We start from the raw sequence: 20,357 nt of genomic DNA, 5'->3' as shown, positions 1-20,357 counted from the left end.
CTCCAATGGAGCGGCGTTTTATTTTGTCTAAAGCTTTTTGCAGCTTATGCTGGCTGATCCGGTGCCGGCATCGGTTCACCGGACAAAATCTGCTGGAACACCTGATCAAACACTTGGTCAGGCTGCGCGCCGGACATGGCATATTGCTCATTGAAAATGAAGAAGGGCACACCCTGCACCCCTTGTTTGCTGGCATCCGCCGCCGCCTTTTCGATATGTTCTTTCAAATCTTCGCGCTGTACCAGATGGAAAATTTCTTCCCGGTCGAAGCCGTGGATTTCGGCCAGGTCCGCCAAGAAGTCAGGATCTGAAATATTCTCTGCGTGCAGATAATTGGCCTGGCTCAGTGCCAAGGCCACCTCCTGCTGCAACTCTTTTTCCTTAGCAATAGCAATCAAGATTTGCGCCCGCTGGGTCGGATAGCGTACTTCCTGCTTGCGCATATCCAGATCAAGTCCGGCCTTTTTGCCTTCCTCTTCCAGTCGGTCCCACATTTCATCCGGGGCTTGGCCATATTTCATCTGCAAAACCTCCCGCGCATTCTCGCCGCCCTCGGGCGTATTTGGGTCCAGCAGATAGGCATGGTGGGTCAACTCCACCTCCACATCCGGTTCCAACCGTTTTAAGGCTTGATCAAACCGTGTCAGTCCCACCAGGCACCACGGACAGGCAGGATCTGAAAACAGGTCGATCTTGATTTTCTTCGACATAAAAAGGCTCCCATGATTCGTCGCCCCAGCCTAGGGGGTTTGACCGGCCATGACAAATCACGGATGCCTGAATTCAGTCCGCTTTTCCCGTCTCGATTGGCAGCAGGCTAGGCGTAAAATCACCCCGGCACGCCAGCATATCTTTTTGGAAAGCGTCGCGCTCGGCTTCGCTCAACGCGTGATAATTCACAATCGTTTTGACAATGTTTAATTTGCGCTGCAATGCCGGTTGCTCGAAATGCGTTTCCAGATCAAATAAGATTTCGTCCTGTTTGGTAATGCTGTAGGACACACCAAAATGGTCCAACATGATATAAGCGGCAAACAGCTCGGCAAAATCCTCAAACTGATTATTGCGCCCATAAAAGGAGTTGAAACCTGCCTCTTCCAGATCAAGTAGTCGTTCGCTGGATTCTTCAGTGCTTAAAATGTCTGAAAAAATCGCTTCATAGCCGGCAAGCTCCGTACTTGTTTGATAGTCGGACTTATTCAACGCTTGATGCGCAAATTCGCAATGGAGGAGTCCTAGATTCGGGCGGCTATTATAGGCTGGGTTGGTATCGATAATATGCGCCAACTCATGAATGAGCACGCTGGCAAAAGAATATCTCAAACCCCAATTATTCGACTCTGCAATTTTCAGGACCAATTCAAGGTCGTTCCCATCTTCGAAATAACGAGACTCTCCGTTCAACCAATTCCAGCGATATTGCGTTGGCGCAGCCGTCTCTTCGTCATTTCTCAAGAGCAGGTAAAACAGCAACTGTCGGTCAAAATAGATCGTGGTACCCCGCACAAATGCGACGGTGCCCGTGAGGTGATAATTCTTCACCACTCGAATTTCTTCTACCGCACAAAAGGCATCCTTGATAATGCGCGGCGATTTTTCAAAAACCAAATCAAATTGCGGTTCGACCGGATAGGCAGCATAGCTGTCAGGGAGCGGATTGCACCTTTCCTGAAAAGGATACTCCGCATAGCAAATCTTATCTGAAGGCGGTGTCGCGCACACTTCCGCATTTGCTGCAGACACGCCAGAAAGGCACGCAAAAACCATAGCTGCTGCACGAATGCTATTTTTGATGGGCATATGCGACCTCCCTGAGCATTTGTCACCATAGCCGATACGTATCAAGCCCCCTTCAAGTTCACCGCATCACGCATCAGCCGCACATTAGTGCTGACCTTGTCCGGATCGGGGTGGGTGTCGGTCCAATAAAGTGTGTGGGTCACAAAGCGGGATTTGCTGCCAAAGCGCTCATAAGTCATTTCAACATTGCGATCGCAAATGCCCTGACCAAACCGGCCCGCGCCGGCCAGCGGCCCGCCCAGCACATCGCCCTGCCAGAAAAAGAACGGGTGGTGCTTGTCATAAAAATTAGTCCAGCGCACGGCAGAAAATACGGCGCCGTGATGGGCGAAGGCATGTTCGGCCCCTACCGCCCATTCGGTGCGGGTTTGGGGGATGGGTTTTTCGGCGACGAAATCGATGGGATCGTTAGAATAGAGCACGCCAAAATCATCATTGAACACCTGCGGTGGCGCGGTGGGGAACAGCCGTTCCTTCTTCAATTTACCGAAATTATGCGCGCCCCGCGCCAACAAGAATTGCGCATGGCTTAGGGGAGATCCCGCGGTGACAAAATCCGTAATCTTCCAATATGACCGGCTTTTGCGCCCATCCTTGCGCGGCACCGGCCCCTGCGCCCGAATGGCATCAGCCACCCGCGACTGCACGTCGCGATAGCGCTTTAAATCCGCATCGGACCAAGGCTTGGCGCCATAGCGCTTGTTCAGCTCCAGCACCAGATGGTCATGATCGGCCAGCGCCTGACGCACCTTTTGGCCCGGTGGGTTTTCATTGGTGGGCCCTAGCTCCTCCCACAAAAGGTGCAAAATGTCATAGGCCACCACCGACCCGAGCGAATGGGCCACGATCACTATCCGCTCATAGGCAGGGTCTTCATGCAGGCGGCGCAGCAATTGCAACCCACGGTCGCGCACCAGATGCCGCCCGTGCACCGTGTCCGGATGCGCGCCCATATAGCCCGCCACGTCGCCCAGATAGGGCAAAAACACCAACGAGGTGGCAAAGGACAACAGGATCGTGAAGCTCACCACTAGCGTCCGCAGGGTGAGGTCTTCAGTCAAAAAAATCAAATAATAAACCACCAACCCGATCACCGCATAGCTGGGCCATCGCAACAGCCAACGCAGGGAGGTAATGCGGGCGGCCACCAAGATCATCAGGATGAGACAGAGTGCGCCTAAAAAGCTTACGCCAGGCACACTGAGTCGCGCCTGCTTGGCCGCTTCCGACCATAGATCGATGTCGAATTGGGTGGCGACACCGAGAAACAGCACGGACAGAAAAACCCAAAGGATCAGCACCACGAGAAAGCACAACGCGGTCCACGGCCATACCATGCGCTCTAGCACATATTCAGGCCGCACCTTGATCACCCGCAACAGCCAGCGCCACAGATTTTTAAGTTTGGCATTATCGAGAATGTCGGCATAGTAAAACTCAAAAAAGTCCGTGCGGCAGCCATCCTGCATAGCCGGGGTGGTGATGCGCTGCAGATCATGACTGCCGGTCTTTATGTCCGGCACAATCCAGCTTTTATTGCCATCCTCATCGCGGTTTTGCGGGTCATCCAGCTTGATCGAGCGATCGGTGGTCCAAAGCGCATCCACAATGGTGCGCATCGTGCCCATAGGGCGCTGCTCGCCCATACCATGCACCACAATCACTGCCTGTTTTTTCCGCGCCATACTGATCCCGCTCCGCCCTTGGCCGCTCCCCCCTCAGAATCGGATGAGAGTGCTGTTGCGGCATTATTGTTCAAACGTGCCTAGAGATCAAAAAGCATTTCTTGTGCCCCCACCTCCATCTCCGCCAATAGGGTGTCATTTATTTGACGATAGAATGTAGACAGGTCTCTTTTCTTTTCCCCTTGGGCAACAATTTGCACAATGGGGTGCGCTCAAATGAAATAGCCATAAAAAAGGGCGCCGACGGCGCCCTTTAATTTGCGATAAAGTGGATCGGCCTAGTGATCGAAGGCCTTCACAATATCTTCTGTCATTTTCTTGGCATCGCCAAACAACATCATGGTGTTGTCGCGGAAGAACAATTCGTTCTGCACACCCGCATAACCGGCTGACATGCCCCGCTTCAGGAACAACACAGTACCGGCATTTTCCACATCCAGAATTGGCATGCCGAAGATCGGTGACGCCGGATCGGTTTTCGCCGCAGGGTTGGTCACATCATTCGCGCCAATCACAAAGGCCACATCCGCCTGCTGGAATTCAGAGTTGATGTCTTCTAGCTCAAACACCTCGTCATAAGGCACATTGGCTTCCGCCAGCAACACATTCATATGGCCCGGCATACGGCCCGCCACAGGGTGAATGGCATATTTCACTTCAACGCCTTCAGCCTTGAGCAAGTCTGCCATTTCCCGCAAGGCGTGCTGCGCTTGCGCCACGGCCATGCCATAGCCCGGCACGATCAACACTTTTGACGCGTTCTTCATCAGGAAGGCCGCATCGTCCGCTGCACCGGATTTAACCGGACGTGTTTCTTCTTCGCCGCTGCCAGCTGCCGCAGAATCGGAGCCAAAGCCGCCAAGGATCACCGAGATAAAGCCACGGTTCATCGCCTTACACATAATGTAAGACAGGATCGCACCGGATGAACCAACCAACGCACCGGTGATGATCAGCGCGGTGTTGCCCAAGGTGAAGCCAATGCCTGCTGCGGCCCAGCCTGAATAAGAGTTCAGCATGGACACCACAACCGGCATATCTGCGCCACCAATCGGGATGATCAGCAAACCACCCAGCACCAGCGCCAGAATGGTGATCAGCCAGAAATAGATCGGGTCAGCCGTTTGCACAAACAACACGACCAGCACCACAAGCGCCACCGCAATGGCGATATTGATCATGTGCCGCGCGGGCAACATGATCGGCGCGCCGGACATGCGGCCATCCAATTTCAAAAAGGCAATTACTGAACCGGTAAAGGTCAAGGCACCAATCGCAGCGCCCAGGCTCATTTCAACAAGGCTGGCCCCGTGAATATCGCCCGGCGTACCGATGCCAAAGGCTTGCGGCGCATAAAGCGCAGCGGCAGCCACGAACACCGCGGCCAAGCCCACAAGCGAGTGAAACGCCGCCACCAATTGCGGCATAGAGGTCATGGGCACCCGGCGGGCAATGACCGCACCGATGCCACCACCAATGGCGATACCGCCAATGATCAAGCCAATAGCCAACGGGTCTTTCGGCCCCGCCACCAGCAAGGTGGTGACCACGGCAATCGCCATCCCGATCATGCCAAAATTGTTACCCTGACGCGCCGTTGTCGGATGCGACAACCCCCGCAACGCCATGATAAATAGAACCCCGGCGGCCAAATAAAGAAGGGCCGCAATATTTGCAGAAATCATTATGGATTATCCCTTCTTCTTGTACATCGACAGCATACGCTGCGTGACGAGAAAGCCACCAAAAATATTGATGCTTGCCAATATGAGCGCGATAAAGCCGAACCAACGGGCAGGCCCCTGGTCATCGACCATAGAAATCCCCACGGCCAACAATGCGCCCACCACGATCACGGAAGAGATCGCGTTGGTCACAGACATCAATGGCGTATGCAAGGCGGGCGTTACGCTCCACACCACATAATAACCCACAAAGATCGCCAAAACGAAAATTGCAAAGCGGAAGGTAAACGGAGCAATTGCACCTTCACCAGCCGCGCCAGACGCGGCAGCAGCGCCGCTTGCCAAAAATTCCATCAAAACCATTTACGCCTCCTTCTTTTCAGCAAAGGTCGGGTGCACAACGGCCCCATCCCGTGAAAGATTTGTGGCCGCAACCAACTCGTCTTCCCAATCAATCGCCAAATCCTGGCTTTCCTTGTCAATCAAAGTCTCAAGGAAGGCATAAAGATTTTTGGCATAAAGCTGTGAGGCAGATGCCGCCAACCGGCTGGGCAGATTTTCATAACCAATGATTTTCACACCCTTATGGTCGACCATCTCGCCACGTTTGGACAATTCAACATTGCCCCCGCGCTCAACAGCCATATCCACAATCACCGAACCCGGTGCCATGGATTCAACCATTTCTTTGGTGATCAGTTTCGGGGCCGGACGACCCGGAATAAGTGCAGTGGTCACCACCACATCCTGTTTGGCAATGTGCGCAGAAACCAGCTCAGCCTGTTTGGCTTGATATTCCTTGCTCATTTCCTTTGCGTAACCGCCTGCGGTCTCCGCTTCTTTGAACTCGTCATCCTCTACGGCAACAAATTTACCGCCCAAAGATTCAACTTGTTCTTTCGCTGCCGGACGCACGTCCGTTGCTGATACAGCCGCGCCCAAACGCTTGGCCGTGGCAATGGCCTGAAGGCCCGCCACACCAGCGCCCATCACAAAGGCTTTGGCCGGACGAATTGTGCCGGCCGCTGTCATCATCATGGGGAAAGCCCGGTCAAAGGCATAGGCAGCTTCAATCACCGCCTGATAACCAGCAAGGTTCGCCTGTGAGGACAGAACGTCCATCACTTGTGCCCGCGTGATCCGCGGCATAAATTCCATGGTGAACAGGGCATAGCCCGCTTTCGCAAGCGCCCCGATTTCTTTTTCATGGCCAAACGGATCGAGCATGCCCATCACAATGGCGCCCTTTTTGGCACCTTTGAGCTGCTCTACTGTGGGGCGACGCACGGTCAACACCACATCTGCGCCCTTCACAGCCGTTGATGCAGAGGTCGCAATGGTCGCCCCTGCGTCCTTATAGTCTTTATCCAAAAGGCGCGACCCTTCACCCGCGCCTTTCTCTATGGCGACCTTGGCCCCAAGCCCCACATATTTGGCCACCATTTCCGGGGTGACCGCAATGCGGGTCTCATTGGCCATTTGTTCGCGCAAAACCGCTATTCTCATGCCAATTCCTTTTTAGTTGCGCACATACAAGGTAATGCGCCGCCCCCCAACCAAATGCGGCACGATGAAAGTTTATCGCCTTGCGTTAGGCGACAAACCAGAAATAAAGCGCAATCAAAACCACCGCGATGATGATGGCTGACCATTTGGCCAACTGCAAAAAGCCGTGATAGGTTTTGGATTGCTCTTCATAAAGTTTTTCAGCTTCAGTGCTCATTTTTTTCTCCACTTAACGGGCCTGATCCAGCGCTTCCAGCTCATCGATCAGCCCTTCAATCATCCCCAACCCAAGCGACCAAAAGTCCGGGTCTTTGGCATCCAGACCAAAGGGGGCCAACAATTCTGAATGGTGTTTTGAACCGCCAGCCTTAAGCAATTCAAAATACCGTTCCACAAATCCGTCATCCGACTGCTGATATTTCGCATAAAGCGAGTTCACCAGGCAATCACCAAACGCATAGGCATATACATAAAAAGGCGCGTGAATGAAATGCGGTATATATGACCAAAATGTCTCATATCCTTCATTCAGCTCCACAGACGGCCCAAGGCTCTCGCGGCTGGTCTCAATCCAGATCTTGTCCAGCTCTTCGCTGCGCAGTTCGCCCTCGCGCCGTTTTGTGTGCACTTCGCGCTCAAAACTGTAAAAGGAAATCTGCCGCACCACCGTGTTGAGCATATCCTCTACCTTGCCCGCCAACAGCGCAAAGCGTTGTTCGGGATCATCGCTGGCTTTCAGAAGTGAGCGGAAAGTGAGCATCTCGCCAAACACGCTCGCCGTTTCGGCCAACGTCAGTGGGGTTTGCGCCATCAGCGCCCCCTGCTCTGCCGCGAGCACCTGATGCACCCCATGGCCCAGCTCGTGCGCCAGGGTCATCACATCGCGCGGCTTGCCCAAATAATTGAGCATCAAATAGGGATGGGCGCTGGGCACGGTGGGGTGGGCAAAAGCGCCTGGCGCTTTACCATCGCGCACGGGCGCATCAATCCATCCACTATTGAAAAACGGCTTGGCTACATCCGCCAGTTTCGGTGAAAAGTCCGCATAAGCGTCCATCACCATTTTCTGGGCGCTGTCCCAATCAAAAATGCGATCATCGCTGGTGGGCAAAGGCGCATTGCGATCCCAGGCATTCAGCTTGTCCTGCCCCAGCCATTTCGCTTTCATTTTGTAATAGCGGTGCGATAGGCGCGGATAGGCATCGCGCACAGCTTTTTCCAGCGCATCCACCACTTCGCGTTCAACCGAATTGGCCATGTGCCGACTATCGGCCACATCTTCATAACCGCGCCAGCGATCAGAAATCTCTTTGTCCTTGGCCAACACATTGGTGATATGCGTGAAAAGCCGCTTATTTTCACCCAGCGTCTCTACCAATCCTTTATACGCGGCTTCGCGTTTGGACTGGTCTTTGTCGGTCATCATGGTCAAGGTGGGCTCAAGCGATAGCTCTTCCCCATCCACATCGAACTTAAGGCTCGCCATGGTTTCATCAAACAGGCGATTCCATGCGGTGCGGCCGGTTACCGACTTGTCGTGGAACAATTCTTCCACCCGGTCTTCCAGCTGATAGGGCTTGGCCTTACGCAATTCATCAAACCACGGCTTATAGCGACCAAGTTGAGCGTCTTCTGCCAGCGCTTTGTCCAAAACCGCATCGTCAATCCGGTTCAATTCAAGCGAAAAGAACAAGAGCGGCGTGGTGAGCGCGGTCAGCTTTTCATTGAGATCGCCCATAAACTTGGCGCGTTCACCATCTGCCGTATTTTGGGCATATTGCAGATAGGCGAAGGAGCCCAACCGCCCCATCTTGTCGGACATGGCTTCATAGCGGGTTACCGCGTCGACCAGCCCGCCATTGGCGGCTAGATCAGCCAACTTACCCTTAAAATCTTCAGCAAATTTTTTGGCGTCCCGTTCACAGTCCGCCAGATCTTTTTTCAATGCGTCGCTGTCTGCCCCCGGATAAAGGTCAGACAAATCCCACTCGGGCATGACCCCAAGGTCCTGCGCAACATCTTTATTGCTCATGCATCGATCTCTCATTTGGCCCGTTTTGGCGCAAACCTTATCATATGCGCCTCGCTTGCCAAGACCGTATTGCCGCTTGGCGTACACCAATCGCGGGAACACCCCCTTCATGCGGCAAATTCAATATCCTTAATCCACTGTTAAGAACTCGCACCTAGCCTGACCCAAATTAGGACAGTTTGTGATTCGACAGGCAGTTAGCCCGTCAAATAAGAGAGCTTATGGCCAATATTCTTGTTATTGATGACGATCCCATTCAATGTCGCCTCAGCGAAGAGATGCTCAAAACTCATGGCTATGAGCCCCTGATTGCCCAATCGGGCGCCGAAGGGCTGGATATTTTGGAGAGTCAGAATGTTCAGGCGGTGATTCTTGACCTGGTGATGCCGGAAATGGATGGCATGACGGTCCTCACCAAAATGCGCGAAAGGGGATATGCTCAACCCGTTATCGTCCAAACAGCTCATCCGGAAATTGAAAATATCATCTCCGCCATCCGCCTGGGTGCCACAGACTTTTTCGCCAAGCCAATTTCGCAGGAACGGCTGGTTATCTCTTTGCAAAATGCGCTCAAACGCTATGAGCTTGAAAACTGTTTGCGCACAGAAACCCATCGGCATAAAGGCGCACTCAGCTTTGCTGACATGGCCGCCAAGTCCCCCGCGATGAAGAAATCCATCGCCCATGGCGAAAAGGCGGCAGCCACACAAATTCCGGTGCTGATTGAAGGTGAAGCCGGCACGGGTCGCGATATGATGGCCCGCGCCATCCACCACCACGCCAAGCGCAGCGGCAAACCCTTTATCGCGATCAACTGCTCCACAATGGACGCCGACGCGTTGGAAGCCCTTTTGTTTGGCGCGCCGGATCAGAAGGAAAAAACTGCCTTCGACAAGGCTCAGGGCGGCACGCTTTATCTCGACGAAATTGGGGCACTATCCATGGAACTGCAGGGCCGCTTGCTGGCACTGTTCACGGGTAAAAAGCTGAGCACATCGCCAAATGATACGGCTCCGTTGGATGTGCGCCTGATCTGCGCCACCTCTAAACGGCTTTTGAACCTCACCAAGCAAAAACAGTTCCGCGAAGATCTTTATTACCGTCTTAATATTTTCCCCATCTATATGCCACCACTGCGCGACCGCGCCGACGATATTGCCGAACTGGTCAGCCATTTCATCACTAAATTCTCGGTCGCTGAGGGACGCCGCATCGAGGGCTGCACGCCGCAAACCATGGAATTGCTGCGCCAATATGAATGGCCGGGCAATGTGCGCCAACTGGAAAACGCCATATACCGCGCTATTCTGCTCGCTGAAGACGGCATATTGACGCCAAACGAGTTCCCGCAAATCCAAACCTCATTGGCTGGGGCCGAACAATTGCGGGCCGCACTGAAATCTATGTCACCACAAGCTGCCCCTAGCCATATTGACGCTGCCCCTCAAGTCACCCCACTGAAATCCAAGACGAAACCGATTAAAGACCGCTTCCTCACCGAAGAGGGCCGCATCAATAATCTGGCGCAGGTGGAAAAAGAACTTATCGAATTTGCCCTTAAGAAACACAATGGCAAGATGAGCGCTGTCGCCCGGACCCTCGGGATAGGCCGCTCGACCCTTTATCGCAAATTGAAGGAATATGGCCTTGAGGACGCCCAATCCAGCGCGGCCTAACAATTATTTGCGCATTTTTGCAACAACAGCAGAAATTTGTAAGGTATTTGTGGTAACAATTTCGCGAAACGCTTGGTGAGCGGGCGATTGTTGGCTATAAACAAGGCGGCTTCGGACTCGTCTCATCGAGTTTGAAAGAGCCTTGCGACGAACTAAAGGGTAAAAAATGCGCGGACTTAAGCTTGGATTTTTGGCGGCAACAGCGTTTGCCTTACTCCCTCTGTCCGCTGCGCAGGCCCAACAAACCGTCCTGATAAATGGCACGGAAGCCACCCGTGTGGTGATCGGGCCGGCGACAACTCCGTTGGCCCAGACCATCAAAGCAGGTTTGAAAGAGAATTACTATAATGCAAGCGCTGGCACCAGCGCTTGGAAATCTGCCCAAAAGCTTTACTATTTTTACGGCGAACGGAACTTCGAACCGCTCTGGCTTGATCGCGACGGCGACAAAATCTCCTTCTCTGATAAGGCGCAAGCCATCATAGAACTGTTTAAAGATGCAGAACTGGAGGGTCTTCGCCCAAGCGATTACCTTACTGATGCACTTGATCTGACCAATATTGAGAATGAGCCGGAACGTTTGGCCGCGCTAGAAACCGAGTTTTCCCAAAGCGCGATACGATATGCCCAACATGCAGCAGGCGGCCGGATCGATCCGCGCAGCGTCTCCCGGTCCATATCCTTGAACCCGACCCGCATCGATGGCGCCAAAATGCTAATCGATCTGGTGCAGTCAAGCGATCCAGCGGCACTGCTCTATAGCCTGCACCCCACCCATCGCGAATTTGCGGCGCTGCGGGCAGAACTGGCGAAAAAACTCGACGGGGTCGAAGAAGAGCAGATCATCATCCCCAACGGCAAGCTGATCAAGTTGGGCTATACCGACAATCGGCTGCCGCTGTTGCGCAAACGACTTGAAGTACCTTCGCTCGATGCTGGCAATGAGTTGGTTTTCGATCAGGCCATGGTGGAGGCCGTTAAAGAGTTTCAGTCCAGTCTCGGGCTAGTGCCTGATGGCATTGTGGGTCCAGCAACCATCGCAGCGCTCAATGGCGCAAATGGGGCCAGCACCGAAGATATTATCGCCAATATGGAGCGTTGGCGTTGGATGCCAAAAGACCTTGGCGACTTTTACGTCTTCGTTAATGTGCCAGAATTCAGGTTGGAAGTGCGCTCGGGCGACACGGTACGCCATGCCACACGTGTGGTGGTGGGCAAGCCCAAACACGCCACCCCCATATTCTCAGACGAAATCGAGCATGTGGTGGTCAACCCCTATTGGAATGTGCCGCTCTCAATCGCTAAAAACGAATTGTTGCCCGCCTCCAATGGCAATCCTGGCTATTTCGCCGCGCGGAACTACGAACTGCTGTCCGGCGGTCGTGTGATCAACGCGTCAAATGTGGACTGGGCCAATGTGAATCCAGCCAATCCCCCGTTCCGTATCCGCCAACGACCAGGCCGTGGCAATGCGCTGGGCCAAATCAAGTTTTTGTTCCCCAACCAGCATGCCGTTTATTTGCATGATACCCCGTCCAAGAGCTTATTTTCCCGGAGCTATCGCGCCTTTTCCCATGGCTGCGTGCGGGTGCATAATCCGCTCGAATTTGCCGATGCCCTCCTGGCCTTTGAGCCAAATTTGAGCCTCGACAAGATCAAATCCATGTTTGGGTCGCGCGAACGCTGGAACAATCTGGAACGCCATGTGCCCGTCCATATCGCCTATTTTACTTTGCGGGTGAGCGGCGATGGCACCATTCGCTCTTATGGTGATGTTTATGGCCACCATCAGCGCCTGATCAGTCTGCTCAACAGCTAGGCGGTGGGGCTGTGTTCATCAGCCAACACTTAATCCTTCGTTTACTACGATGCGAGGTCAGCGACCAAATTGTCGCATAGCATTCGCTATGCCTTTTTCATGCCATTTTGCACCCTATATTAAAGTGAGGGCTGGTTGGCAGGGCAAAATGCACGATTTTGCTGTTGCTTGCTTAACGTTAATAAAGTCTAATTAAATTGGGTCTAATCTGAACCATTGAGTTTAAGTGTGGCTTGAGTATGGATCCGGCTGAAAGACTGATGACGGAAATAGGCATCAAAAACGTGTTGGTTAAAGCGGTTATGGGATGGTCAAAAGCGGTACAACGGCTCGCCGCCGCTATTTTGGTGGCCGCTTTGTTGGCGCCCTCTTTGGTCGTGCCCAGCTATGCTGCAGGCGATCGCACCCTTTACCTTTATTACACCCACACCCGCGAAACGGCCAAAATCACTTTTAAGCGCAATGGCCGCTATGACAAAAAAGGCTTGGCCGAGCTGAATTACTTCCTGCGCGACTGGCGGCGTAACGAACCCACCAAAATGGACCCGCGCCTGTTCGATCTGGTGTGGGAAGTTTACCAGGAAGTGGGGGCAAAAAAGCCCATTCATGTGGTTTCAGCCTACCGCGCGCCCAAAACCAACGCGATGCTGCGTGCCCGTTCTTCCGGTGTTGCGAAAAACTCCAACCACACCAGAGGTCTGGCGCTTGATTTCTATATCCCCGGCGTGCCGGTTTCCAAATTACGTCAGGTCGCGATGAAAAAACATGTGGGCGGCGTTGGCTATTACCCCAGCTCCGGCAGCCCTTTTGTGCATCTGGACACTGGCAGCGTGCGCGCCTGGCCACGCATGACCACAGCACAACTCAAGCGCATTTTCCCAGACGGCAAAACCATGCACATCCCCTCAAATGGCGTGCTGCTGTCCAAAAGTGGCTATGCCGCCGCCAAGTCCGAATGGTCGCGCTGCCGCCAATTGCCGTGCGGTGGAAACACCCGTGTGGCCAGCCGCTCCAGCAGCGATGCACAGGATGATGGCAACAAAACAACATTGATGGACATGCTGTTTGGCGGCGATGACCAGGAAAAGTCGACTTCAAACAGCCCCCGTCAAAACACGGTTAAATCACAACCGATCCGTGTCGCTGCGCTTTCAGGTTTACCTCCAGCACGCCCGAGTTCAGAGCCTGAAACACAAAGCCCAATTGAATTTGTTGAAGCGCCGGTTTCGCCGCCGAAAAAACCTGTTCGACTTGCTGCATTAACAGCGCCATCCCCCTCATCCGGTCAGGATGAGGAAGAAGCTGGCTCGCGTTTCGCTATTGCCGCCGCCAATGAAAGCACGGTCACCCCGCCTGCACCGCGCGCGCTGATGACAGAACCGGGGCGCGACCCGCTCGCCCCACTTAAGGTGGCCGCACTGGGCAACCAGACCACAACAGACGCCCCGCAGAATAGCAATGAGGGTGGACTGTTTACCGCCTATGCGCCATTGCCCGAGCAAACCGAGGACGCCCAAAAAGCGCTCGAAACAATTCTGGCCCGCAAGGCGGAACCACAAAAACCAGAACCCGCGCCTCAAACCACGGCCATCGACAAAACCGAAGATTTGCGCAAGGGCTTGGCTGTTGCCGCCCTCTCGCCCAATCTGGATGAGTTTGGCGCGATCCTGAAAAACGCCCAAAAGCCCAACACCAAGCCCAGTTTTGATCCACTGCGCTATAGCCTGACCCAGCGCCGCGGCGAACTTGTGGCACCTGATCTGGGGCATGTGGTTGAGATGTTTACCGGGCAAACAGAAATCAGCGCCCCGCAATATGCGGTGATGTTTGAACCGGATCAGGCCGATCTGGATCCGAGCGTGGTGATGGGCAACAAAAGCCAACTGGGCTTTGACCAAGACCTGATCCAGCTGGCCAGCTTCAACCAATTCGGCGGCTAATTGCCGCATTAATGCCGCATTACCGAATAAATTGGTCCAAATTCTGCTTGAGGGAGTTGCCTGCAAGCTGAACTCTGATAAACCAGTTTGACGCGCCAGACCTTTGCAGCAACAGCGGCGCGACCCTTGCACGAATTGTAAATGAGGTAGCGGTGACCAAGCGCCCAGAAACGCCCCTGTTAGACAGCATTTCCACCATTGATGACGTGCGCAAAATTCCGCGCAACCAGTTGGCCCAACTGGCCGATGAGGTGCGGGCGGAAATGATTGATGTGGTATCAGAAACCGGTGGTCATTTGGGTGCGGGTCTTGGGGTGGTCGAATTGTCCGTGGCGCTTCACCACGTGTTCAACACGCCTGACGACAAGATCATCTGGGATGTGGGGCACCAGGCCTATCCTCACAAAATTCTCACCGGCCGTCGCGACCAGATGCGCACTTTGCGCAAGGAAAACGGTCTGTCCGGCTTTACAAAGCGCAAGGAAAGTGAATTTGATCCCTTTGGCGCAGGCCATTCTTCCACCTCCATCTCTGCAGGGCTGGGCATGGCCGTGGCCGCCGAACTGAAGGGTGAACGGCGCAACATTATTTCGGTGATTGGCGATGGCGCCATGTCCGCCGGCATGGCCTATGAAGCCATGAACAATGCCGGTGCCATGGATGCGCGCTTGATCGTTATTCTGAACGATAATGACATGTCGATTGCGCCCCCAACCGGTGCCATGAGTGCCTATCTGGCGCGGCTCGTCTCGGGTAAAACTTATCGCTCCATTCGCGAGATTGCCAAGCAATTGTCAGAGCATTTGCCCCGTTTCTTCTCCGAAAAAGCACGGCGCACTGAAGAATATGCCCGCGGCTTCTGGACCGGTGGCACCCTGTTTGAAGAGCTGGGCTTTTTCTATATAGGCCCGGTTGATGGCCACAATCTCGATCATTTGCTGCCTATTCTCGACAATATTCGCGACACGGACACCGGCCCGATCCTGATCCATGCGGTCACCCAAAAAGGCAAGGGATATGGCCCGGCCGAAGACGCTGCTGACAAATATCACGGCGTGTCAAAATTCAATGTGATCACCGGCGCCCAATCCAAGGCCCCGGCCAACGCCCCCTCCTATACCGGCGTGTTCGCCGAAAGCCTGATCCAGGAAGCGCGCAAGGACGACAAGATTGTTGCCGTTACCGCCGCGATGCCGTCGGGCACCGGCCTGGATAAATTCGCCAAGGAATTTGCCGACCGCACCTTTGATGTGGGCATTGCCGAACAGCATGCGGTGACTTTTTGTGCCGGCCTTGCCGCTGAAGGGCTCTCGCCATTCTGCGCGATTTATTCTACCTTCTTGCAGCGCGGTTATGACCAGATTGTCCATGATGTGGCGATCCAAAACCTACCCGTGCGCTTTGCCATTGACCGGGCTGGCTTTGTTGGCGCTGATGGTCCCACACACGCGGGCGCGTTCGACACAGCCTATCTGGGCACCGTGCCCAACATGGTGCTGATGGCCCCGGGCGACGAGGCCGAGCTGCGTCATATGGTGACCACCGCCGCCCAATATGACGAGCACCCCATTGCCCTGCGCTATCCGCGCGGCGAGGGTGTGGGCGTTGATCTGCCTGCTGAAGGGAAAATGCTGGAAATCGGCAAAGGCCGTATCATCCGTGAAGGCAAGTCTGTCGCGTTGCTCTCCTTTGGCGGACGTTTGGCTGAAACCATGGCCGCCGCTGAAATTCTCATCGGGTTTGGCTTCAACCCTACCATTGCCGATGCCCGCTTTGCCAAGCCGATCGACACCGAACTGGTGGAAACGTTAGCGAAAAATCACGAAGTGCTGCTCACCATCGAAGAAGGATCTGTGGGCGGGTTCGGGTCATTTGTTCTGAGCCATTTGGCGCAAAACGGCCTGTTGGATAATGGCTTAAAAGTGCGACCGCTCTTTATTCCTGATCATCATTTTGATCAGGCCAGCCAGACCAATATGTACAAGGCCGCCGGGCTGGACCGCAACGCCATCGCCGCCACGGTGATGCGCGCACTCGGCAATGAAAAAGCCGCCAATCAGGTCATGACTGGCGGCGCATAATTTCAAGCTGATTTTGTTAAAGGGGAAGGGTTAGCCCTGCCCCTCACCCTCATCCGGTCCATCTTCATAATAGTCCGGCGCGGGGATCATGCCCAATGCATGTTTGTAAAGATCAAGAATGGCTTCTTGTTCTTGCCGTTCATGCGCTTCTTGCTTGCGCAATTTAACAACCTGACGCATGACCTTTACGTCATATCCATTGCCCTTGGCCTCGGCATAGACATCACGAATGTCGTCAGAAATCGACTTCTTCTCTTCTTCCAGTCGCTCAATGCGTTCGATATAGGCACGCAATTGTTCGCGGGCGACGCTTGTTTGTCCCATGACTCATTTATCCCGAGCAATTAAATTTGCCCTATGTGACGCAAATCACTGGTCGATGGCAACCGCCAATAAAAAATTTCCACCAATCTGATCGGACGGCTGCCGAACACCGAACCAAATTGTATAAAATTGACCAGCACTTTTGTAAAAACCGCCACAGAACCGTCCAATAGTCGGTATAGCGATTGACACATTTCCTGCAACAGCTACAACTCATGGGGTCGTGAACTTGTTTTTTGAAACCAAAAAAATGCCGGTGCGATTTGCGCTAATCGCTATGATCTGCCTGTCCCTTTTTGCCGTGCTGCCTGTTGGTTCGGCCAAAGCAGATTTGCGCGTTTGCAACCAAACCGACAATCCCGTCGCCATTGCCATCGGCTTTAAAGCCGAAAATGGCTGGCAGTCTGAAGGCTGGTGGATTGCCGAAAAGGAAGCCTGTGCGCTGGTTTTTAACGGCCCCTTGAATGAGCAACCCTCGCAATATTTTTATCTCCACGCGGTGGATGATGTGAGCGGCGGGGTGTGGGGCGGCCGTATTTATATGTGTACCCGTGATAAAGCATTCACAATTTTTGGCGAAAAAGACTGTCTAGCGCGCGGCTATGAACGGACAGGCTTTATGGAAGTCGATACCGAGAACAATACGGATTGGACGGTTCAGCTCACCGAGACTGATCTGCAACCCCTGGAGACACAATGAGACGCCAACGCAAAGTAAAAATTCTGGCCACCCTGGGCCCTGCTTCAAACAATGAAGACACCATCGAACAATTGGCCCGGGCCGGGGCGGATGTTTTTCGCATCAATATGAGCCATGCCAGCCATGACGTGCTGAACGAAACCATGGCCAGTATCCGGGCGGTGGAACACAAGGTGAAGCGCCCAATCGGCGTATTGGTGGACTTGCAGGGGCCAAAATTACGCGTGGGCAAATTTGCCGATGGCGCGGTGGTTCTAAATACCGGCGACATTATCACCTTCGACCGTTCAGACGCGCCGGGCAACAAGGACCGTGTAGAACTGCCTCACCCCGAGATTTTTGAGGCCATCAAGCCCAACCACACATTGTTGTTGGACGATGGCAAGCTCGAACTGGTCGCAAAGAAATGCTCAGCGGACACGATTGAATGCGAAGTGGTGCATGGCGGTAAATTGTCAGACCGCAAAGGCGTCAGCCTGCCCAACACATTGCTGGGCGTTGGCGCGCTCACCGATAAGGACCGGGCCGATCTGGTGGCCGGCCTTGATGCCGGAGCCGATTGGGTCGCCCTATCTTTTGTGCAGCGCCCTGAAGATATTATTGATGTACGCAAAACCGTGCAGGGCCGCGCTGGCGTGCTGGCCAAAATCGAGAAACCACAGGCTATTGAGCGGCTGGAAGAAATCATCAAATTGTCCGACGCCATTATGATCGCCCGGGGCGATCTGGGCGTGGAAATGCCGCTGGAAACGGTGCCCGGCCTGCAAAAGCGCATGATCCGCATGGCACGGCAACAGGGCAAGCCGGTGGTGGTGGCCACCCAGATGCTCGAATCCATGATCAATTCGCCCGTCCCTACACGGGCTGAAGTATCCGACGTGGCCACAGCCGTGTTTGAAGGGGCGGATGCAATCATGCTCTCTGCGGAATCCGCTGCGGGCGACTACCCCATTGAAGCGGTCACCACCATGAACAAGGTGGCGGTCGCCGTTGAGAACGACAATCTTTATCAAGGCATCATCCGCCGGCAAGAAATCACCCCGGATGCCACCGCGGCGGACGCGATTTCCGCCGCCACCCGGCAAGTGGCCGAAACTTTGGATCTGGCCGCCATCGTCTGCTATACCTCATCCGGCTCGACCGGCATTCGCGTATCGCGGGAACGCCCGGAAAAGCCCATCATCGCCCTCTCTCCAAAAGATGCCACTGTGCGCCGCATGTCCCTGATCTGGGGCCTGCATTGCGTACGCACGGAAGATGCGGTGAATTTGGACGATGTGGTGGACCGCGCCTGCTCCATCGCCTATCGCGAAGGCTTTGCCCGTCCGGGCGACCGTGTGGCCATCACCGCTGGTGTACCTTTGGGCACCCCCGGCGCCACCAACATGCTGCGCATTGCCTTTGTGGGCCAGGATGGCATGGGCTCATCCTAAGCGAACGCGCCAAGCAAAAATCAAAATGCCCGCCAAAACATTGGCGGGCATTTTCGTTTGTAGGGCAAGAAGTGTTTAAGCCGCTATAGCGCCTCGTCGCCGGTTTCGCCGGTGCGCACCCGCACCGCCTGTTCCAGATCCAGCACAAAGATCTTGCCGTCACCGATTTTACCTTCGGTTGCCGCGTTGCGAATGGCCTCCATGGCGGGCTCTACCTTGTCCGCCGCCACGGCAATCTCCAATTTTAACTTCGGCACATAGGAGATTTCATATTCTGCGCCGCGATAAATCTCGGTGTGGCCGCGCTGGCGGCCATAGCCACGCACCTCAGTCACGGTCATGCCATGAATGTCCAATGCCCCCATCGCTTCACGTACTTCTTCCAGCTTATGCGGCTTAATCATCGCAATAATATATTTCATAATTCCCCCCTAGTGCCGATATCCGGTTTCGCCATGAACCATCAAATCAAGACCGGATGTTTCTGCATCTTGATCGACCCGCAGACCAACCAGCTTTTTAGTCAACCACACCAATATAAGAGTGACAAGCAGCGACCAGATGGCTGTGGCTGCAACCCCGACAAACTGAACGCCGAGCTGACCAAAGGCGCTTTGCCCTTCAGCGTAGCCAACCGCGCCTGGCCCGAACGCCAGCAACAGCGCCACCAGTAGGGTGCCGGTGGCCCCGCCAATGCCATGCACGGCCAACACGTCCAAAGAATCGTCGATTTTGAACCGGTGTTTGACCAAGTCCACCGCATAAAAACACACGGCACCGCCCACAAAACCCAGCACAATACCGCCAACCGGCCCCACAGAGCCGGAGGCTGGGGTAATGGTTGCAAGGCCCGCAATCGTGCCAGTGACAATGCCGACAATGCTGGGTTTGCCAAAGCGCACCCACTCAATGACCATCCAGACCAATGAAGCGGTGGCGGCGGAAAGGTGCGTGACCAAAATCGCCATGCTGGCATTGCCATCAGCGGCAACAGCACTGCCACCGTTAAAGCCGAACCAGCCAACCCACAGCAGACACGCCCCCACCATCACCATCCATGGTGCATGCGGCGGTCGTACATTTTTGGGAAAGCCATCTCGTGGCCCCAACGCCACGGCAATGACAGCTGCGGAAACACCCGCTGTGACGTGGACCACGATGCCGCCCGCAAAATCAATCACACCCATCTGGGCCAGCCAGCCGCCACCCCAGACCCAATGGGTCACCGGCACATAAACCAGCATCAGCCAGGCGCCGGATATAATCAACACAGCGGAAAATTTGATGCGCTCCACAAAGGCGCCCACCATCAAAGCCGGGGTGATCACCGCAAAGGTCATCTGAAACATGATCCAAAGACTTTCAGGGATGGTGCCGCTGAGGCCATCGCGTTCAAGCCCGGCCAAACCAAAGCGACTGAAGTCGCCCAGCCACGCATTGCCTGGCGTAAAGGCCAGCGAATAGCCCGCCACGACCCACAAAATAGAGGCGACACATGCGATCGCCATACAGTGCATGAGCACCGACAATATGTTTTTTGCCTGCACCAACCCCGCATAAAACAAGGCCAGCCCCGGCAAGGTCATCAACAACACCAGTGCTGATGCCACAAGAATCCAACTCGTATCTGCTGCTACCATCATTCTCCCCCCAATGGCTCCTGCCTAATAATTAGG

The 20,357-nt window shown here is 54.3% G+C and carries 16 protein-coding genes and 1 pseudogene; 6 read left to right on the top strand and 11 right to left on the bottom strand.

Annotated elements, in window-relative coordinates; genetic code table 11:
• Window positions 1–44: 44 nt before the first annotated feature.
• From L1I42_RS14160 to L1I42_RS14125, 8 genes and pseudogenes are all read right to left on the bottom strand, one after another.
• A complete protein-coding gene (locus L1I42_RS14160) occupies window positions 45–710 on the bottom strand; it encodes a DsbA family oxidoreductase (RefSeq protein ID WP_236115319.1) in 666 nt (221 codons plus the stop codon).
• Window positions 711–783: 73 nt separating this feature from the next.
• Complete coding sequence (locus L1I42_RS14155) at window positions 784–1,800, bottom strand: putative zinc-binding metallopeptidase (RefSeq protein ID WP_236115318.1); 1,017 nt, start codon at window positions 1,798–1,800, stop codon at window positions 784–786.
• Window positions 1,801–1,841: 41 nt separating this feature from the next.
• Window positions 1,842–3,485 (bottom strand): hypothetical protein, encoded by a 1,644-nt coding sequence (locus L1I42_RS14150; protein WP_236115317.1) that lies wholly within the window; start codon window positions 3,483–3,485, stop codon window positions 1,842–1,844.
• A 278-nt stretch (window positions 3,486–3,763) separates the two neighbouring features.
• Window positions 3,764–5,167, bottom strand: coding sequence for an NAD(P)(+) transhydrogenase (Re/Si-specific) subunit beta (locus L1I42_RS14145; protein ID WP_236115513.1), 1,404 nt, complete (start codon window positions 5,165–5,167; stop codon window positions 3,764–3,766).
• 9 nt (window positions 5,168–5,176) lie between these two features.
• Window positions 5,177–5,503: pseudogene (locus L1I42_RS14140) on the bottom strand (proton-translocating transhydrogenase family protein); the annotation flags it as partial.
• A gap of 30 nt (window positions 5,504–5,533) precedes the next feature.
• Window positions 5,534–6,676 (bottom strand): Re/Si-specific NAD(P)(+) transhydrogenase subunit alpha, encoded by a 1,143-nt coding sequence (locus L1I42_RS14135; protein WP_236115315.1) that lies wholly within the window; start codon window positions 6,674–6,676, stop codon window positions 5,534–5,536.
• An 85-nt stretch (window positions 6,677–6,761) separates the two neighbouring features.
• The gene (locus L1I42_RS14130) at window positions 6,762–6,893 is read right to left on the bottom strand and encodes an aa3-type cytochrome c oxidase subunit IV (protein ID WP_133572032.1); all 132 of its coding nucleotides are present in this window, start codon (window positions 6,891–6,893) and stop codon (window positions 6,762–6,764) included.
• Between the two features lie 12 nt (window positions 6,894–6,905).
• Window positions 6,906–8,708, bottom strand: coding sequence for a M3 family oligoendopeptidase (locus L1I42_RS14125; protein ID WP_236115314.1), 1,803 nt, complete (start codon window positions 8,706–8,708; stop codon window positions 6,906–6,908).
• A 221-nt stretch (window positions 8,709–8,929) separates the two neighbouring features.
• Between L1I42_RS14125 and L1I42_RS14120 the strand changes: the two genes are divergently transcribed.
• From L1I42_RS14120 to dxs, 4 genes are all read left to right on the top strand, one after another.
• Complete coding sequence (locus tag L1I42_RS14120) at window positions 8,930–10,384, top strand: sigma-54-dependent transcriptional regulator (RefSeq protein WP_236115313.1); 1,455 nt, start codon at window positions 8,930–8,932, stop codon at window positions 10,382–10,384.
• 166 nt (window positions 10,385–10,550) lie between these two features.
• Complete coding sequence (locus L1I42_RS14115) at window positions 10,551–12,203, top strand: L,D-transpeptidase family protein (protein WP_236115312.1); 1,653 nt, start codon at window positions 10,551–10,553, stop codon at window positions 12,201–12,203.
• Window positions 12,204–12,463: 260 nt separating this feature from the next.
• Window positions 12,464–14,143, top strand: coding sequence for a peptidoglycan L,D-endopeptidase MepK (mepK, locus tag L1I42_RS14110; RefSeq protein ID WP_236115311.1), 1,680 nt, complete (start codon window positions 12,464–12,466; stop codon window positions 14,141–14,143).
• A gap of 152 nt (window positions 14,144–14,295) precedes the next feature.
• On the top strand, window positions 14,296–16,224 hold the full coding sequence (gene dxs / locus L1I42_RS14105) for a 1-deoxy-D-xylulose-5-phosphate synthase (protein ID WP_236115310.1): 1,929 nt from the start codon (window positions 14,296–14,298) through the stop codon (window positions 16,222–16,224).
• Between the two features lie 30 nt (window positions 16,225–16,254).
• Here dxs and L1I42_RS14100 read toward each other — a convergent pair whose 3' ends face one another.
• A complete protein-coding gene (locus tag L1I42_RS14100) occupies window positions 16,255–16,548 on the bottom strand; it encodes a DUF2312 domain-containing protein (protein ID WP_236115309.1) in 294 nt (97 codons plus the stop codon).
• Window positions 16,549–16,771: 223 nt separating this feature from the next.
• Between L1I42_RS14100 and L1I42_RS14095 the strand changes: the two genes are divergently transcribed.
• Both L1I42_RS14095 and pyk read left to right on the top strand, forming a co-directional pair.
• Entirely contained in the window at window positions 16,772–17,248 is a 477-nt protein-coding gene (locus L1I42_RS14095; protein ID WP_439651506.1) for a DUF1036 domain-containing protein, read from the top strand.
• On the top strand, window positions 17,245–18,681 hold the full coding sequence (pyk, locus tag L1I42_RS14090) for a pyruvate kinase (protein ID WP_236115307.1): 1,437 nt from the start codon (window positions 17,245–17,247) through the stop codon (window positions 18,679–18,681). The genes L1I42_RS14095 and pyk overlap by 4 nt, the downstream gene beginning before the upstream one ends.
• Before the next feature lie 83 nt (window positions 18,682–18,764).
• Here the strand turns inward: pyk and L1I42_RS14085 are convergent, their stop codons facing one another.
• Both L1I42_RS14085 and L1I42_RS14080 read right to left on the bottom strand, forming a co-directional pair.
• Complete coding sequence (locus L1I42_RS14085; RefSeq protein WP_236115306.1) at window positions 18,765–19,103, bottom strand: P-II family nitrogen regulator; 339 nt, start codon at window positions 19,101–19,103, stop codon at window positions 18,765–18,767.
• A 9-nt stretch (window positions 19,104–19,112) separates the two neighbouring features.
• Entirely contained in the window at window positions 19,113–20,324 is a 1,212-nt protein-coding gene (locus tag L1I42_RS14080; RefSeq protein WP_236115305.1) for an ammonium transporter, read from the bottom strand.
• Window positions 20,325–20,357: the final 33 nt, after the last annotated feature.

The organism is Maritalea mediterranea (assembly GCF_021568695.1).
Taxonomy (GTDB): Bacteria; Pseudomonadota; Alphaproteobacteria; order Rhizobiales; family Devosiaceae; genus Maritalea; species Maritalea mediterranea.
The sequence above is the reverse complement of the archived record's forward strand: the minus strand, read 5'-3'. Positions and strand labels throughout refer to the sequence as shown.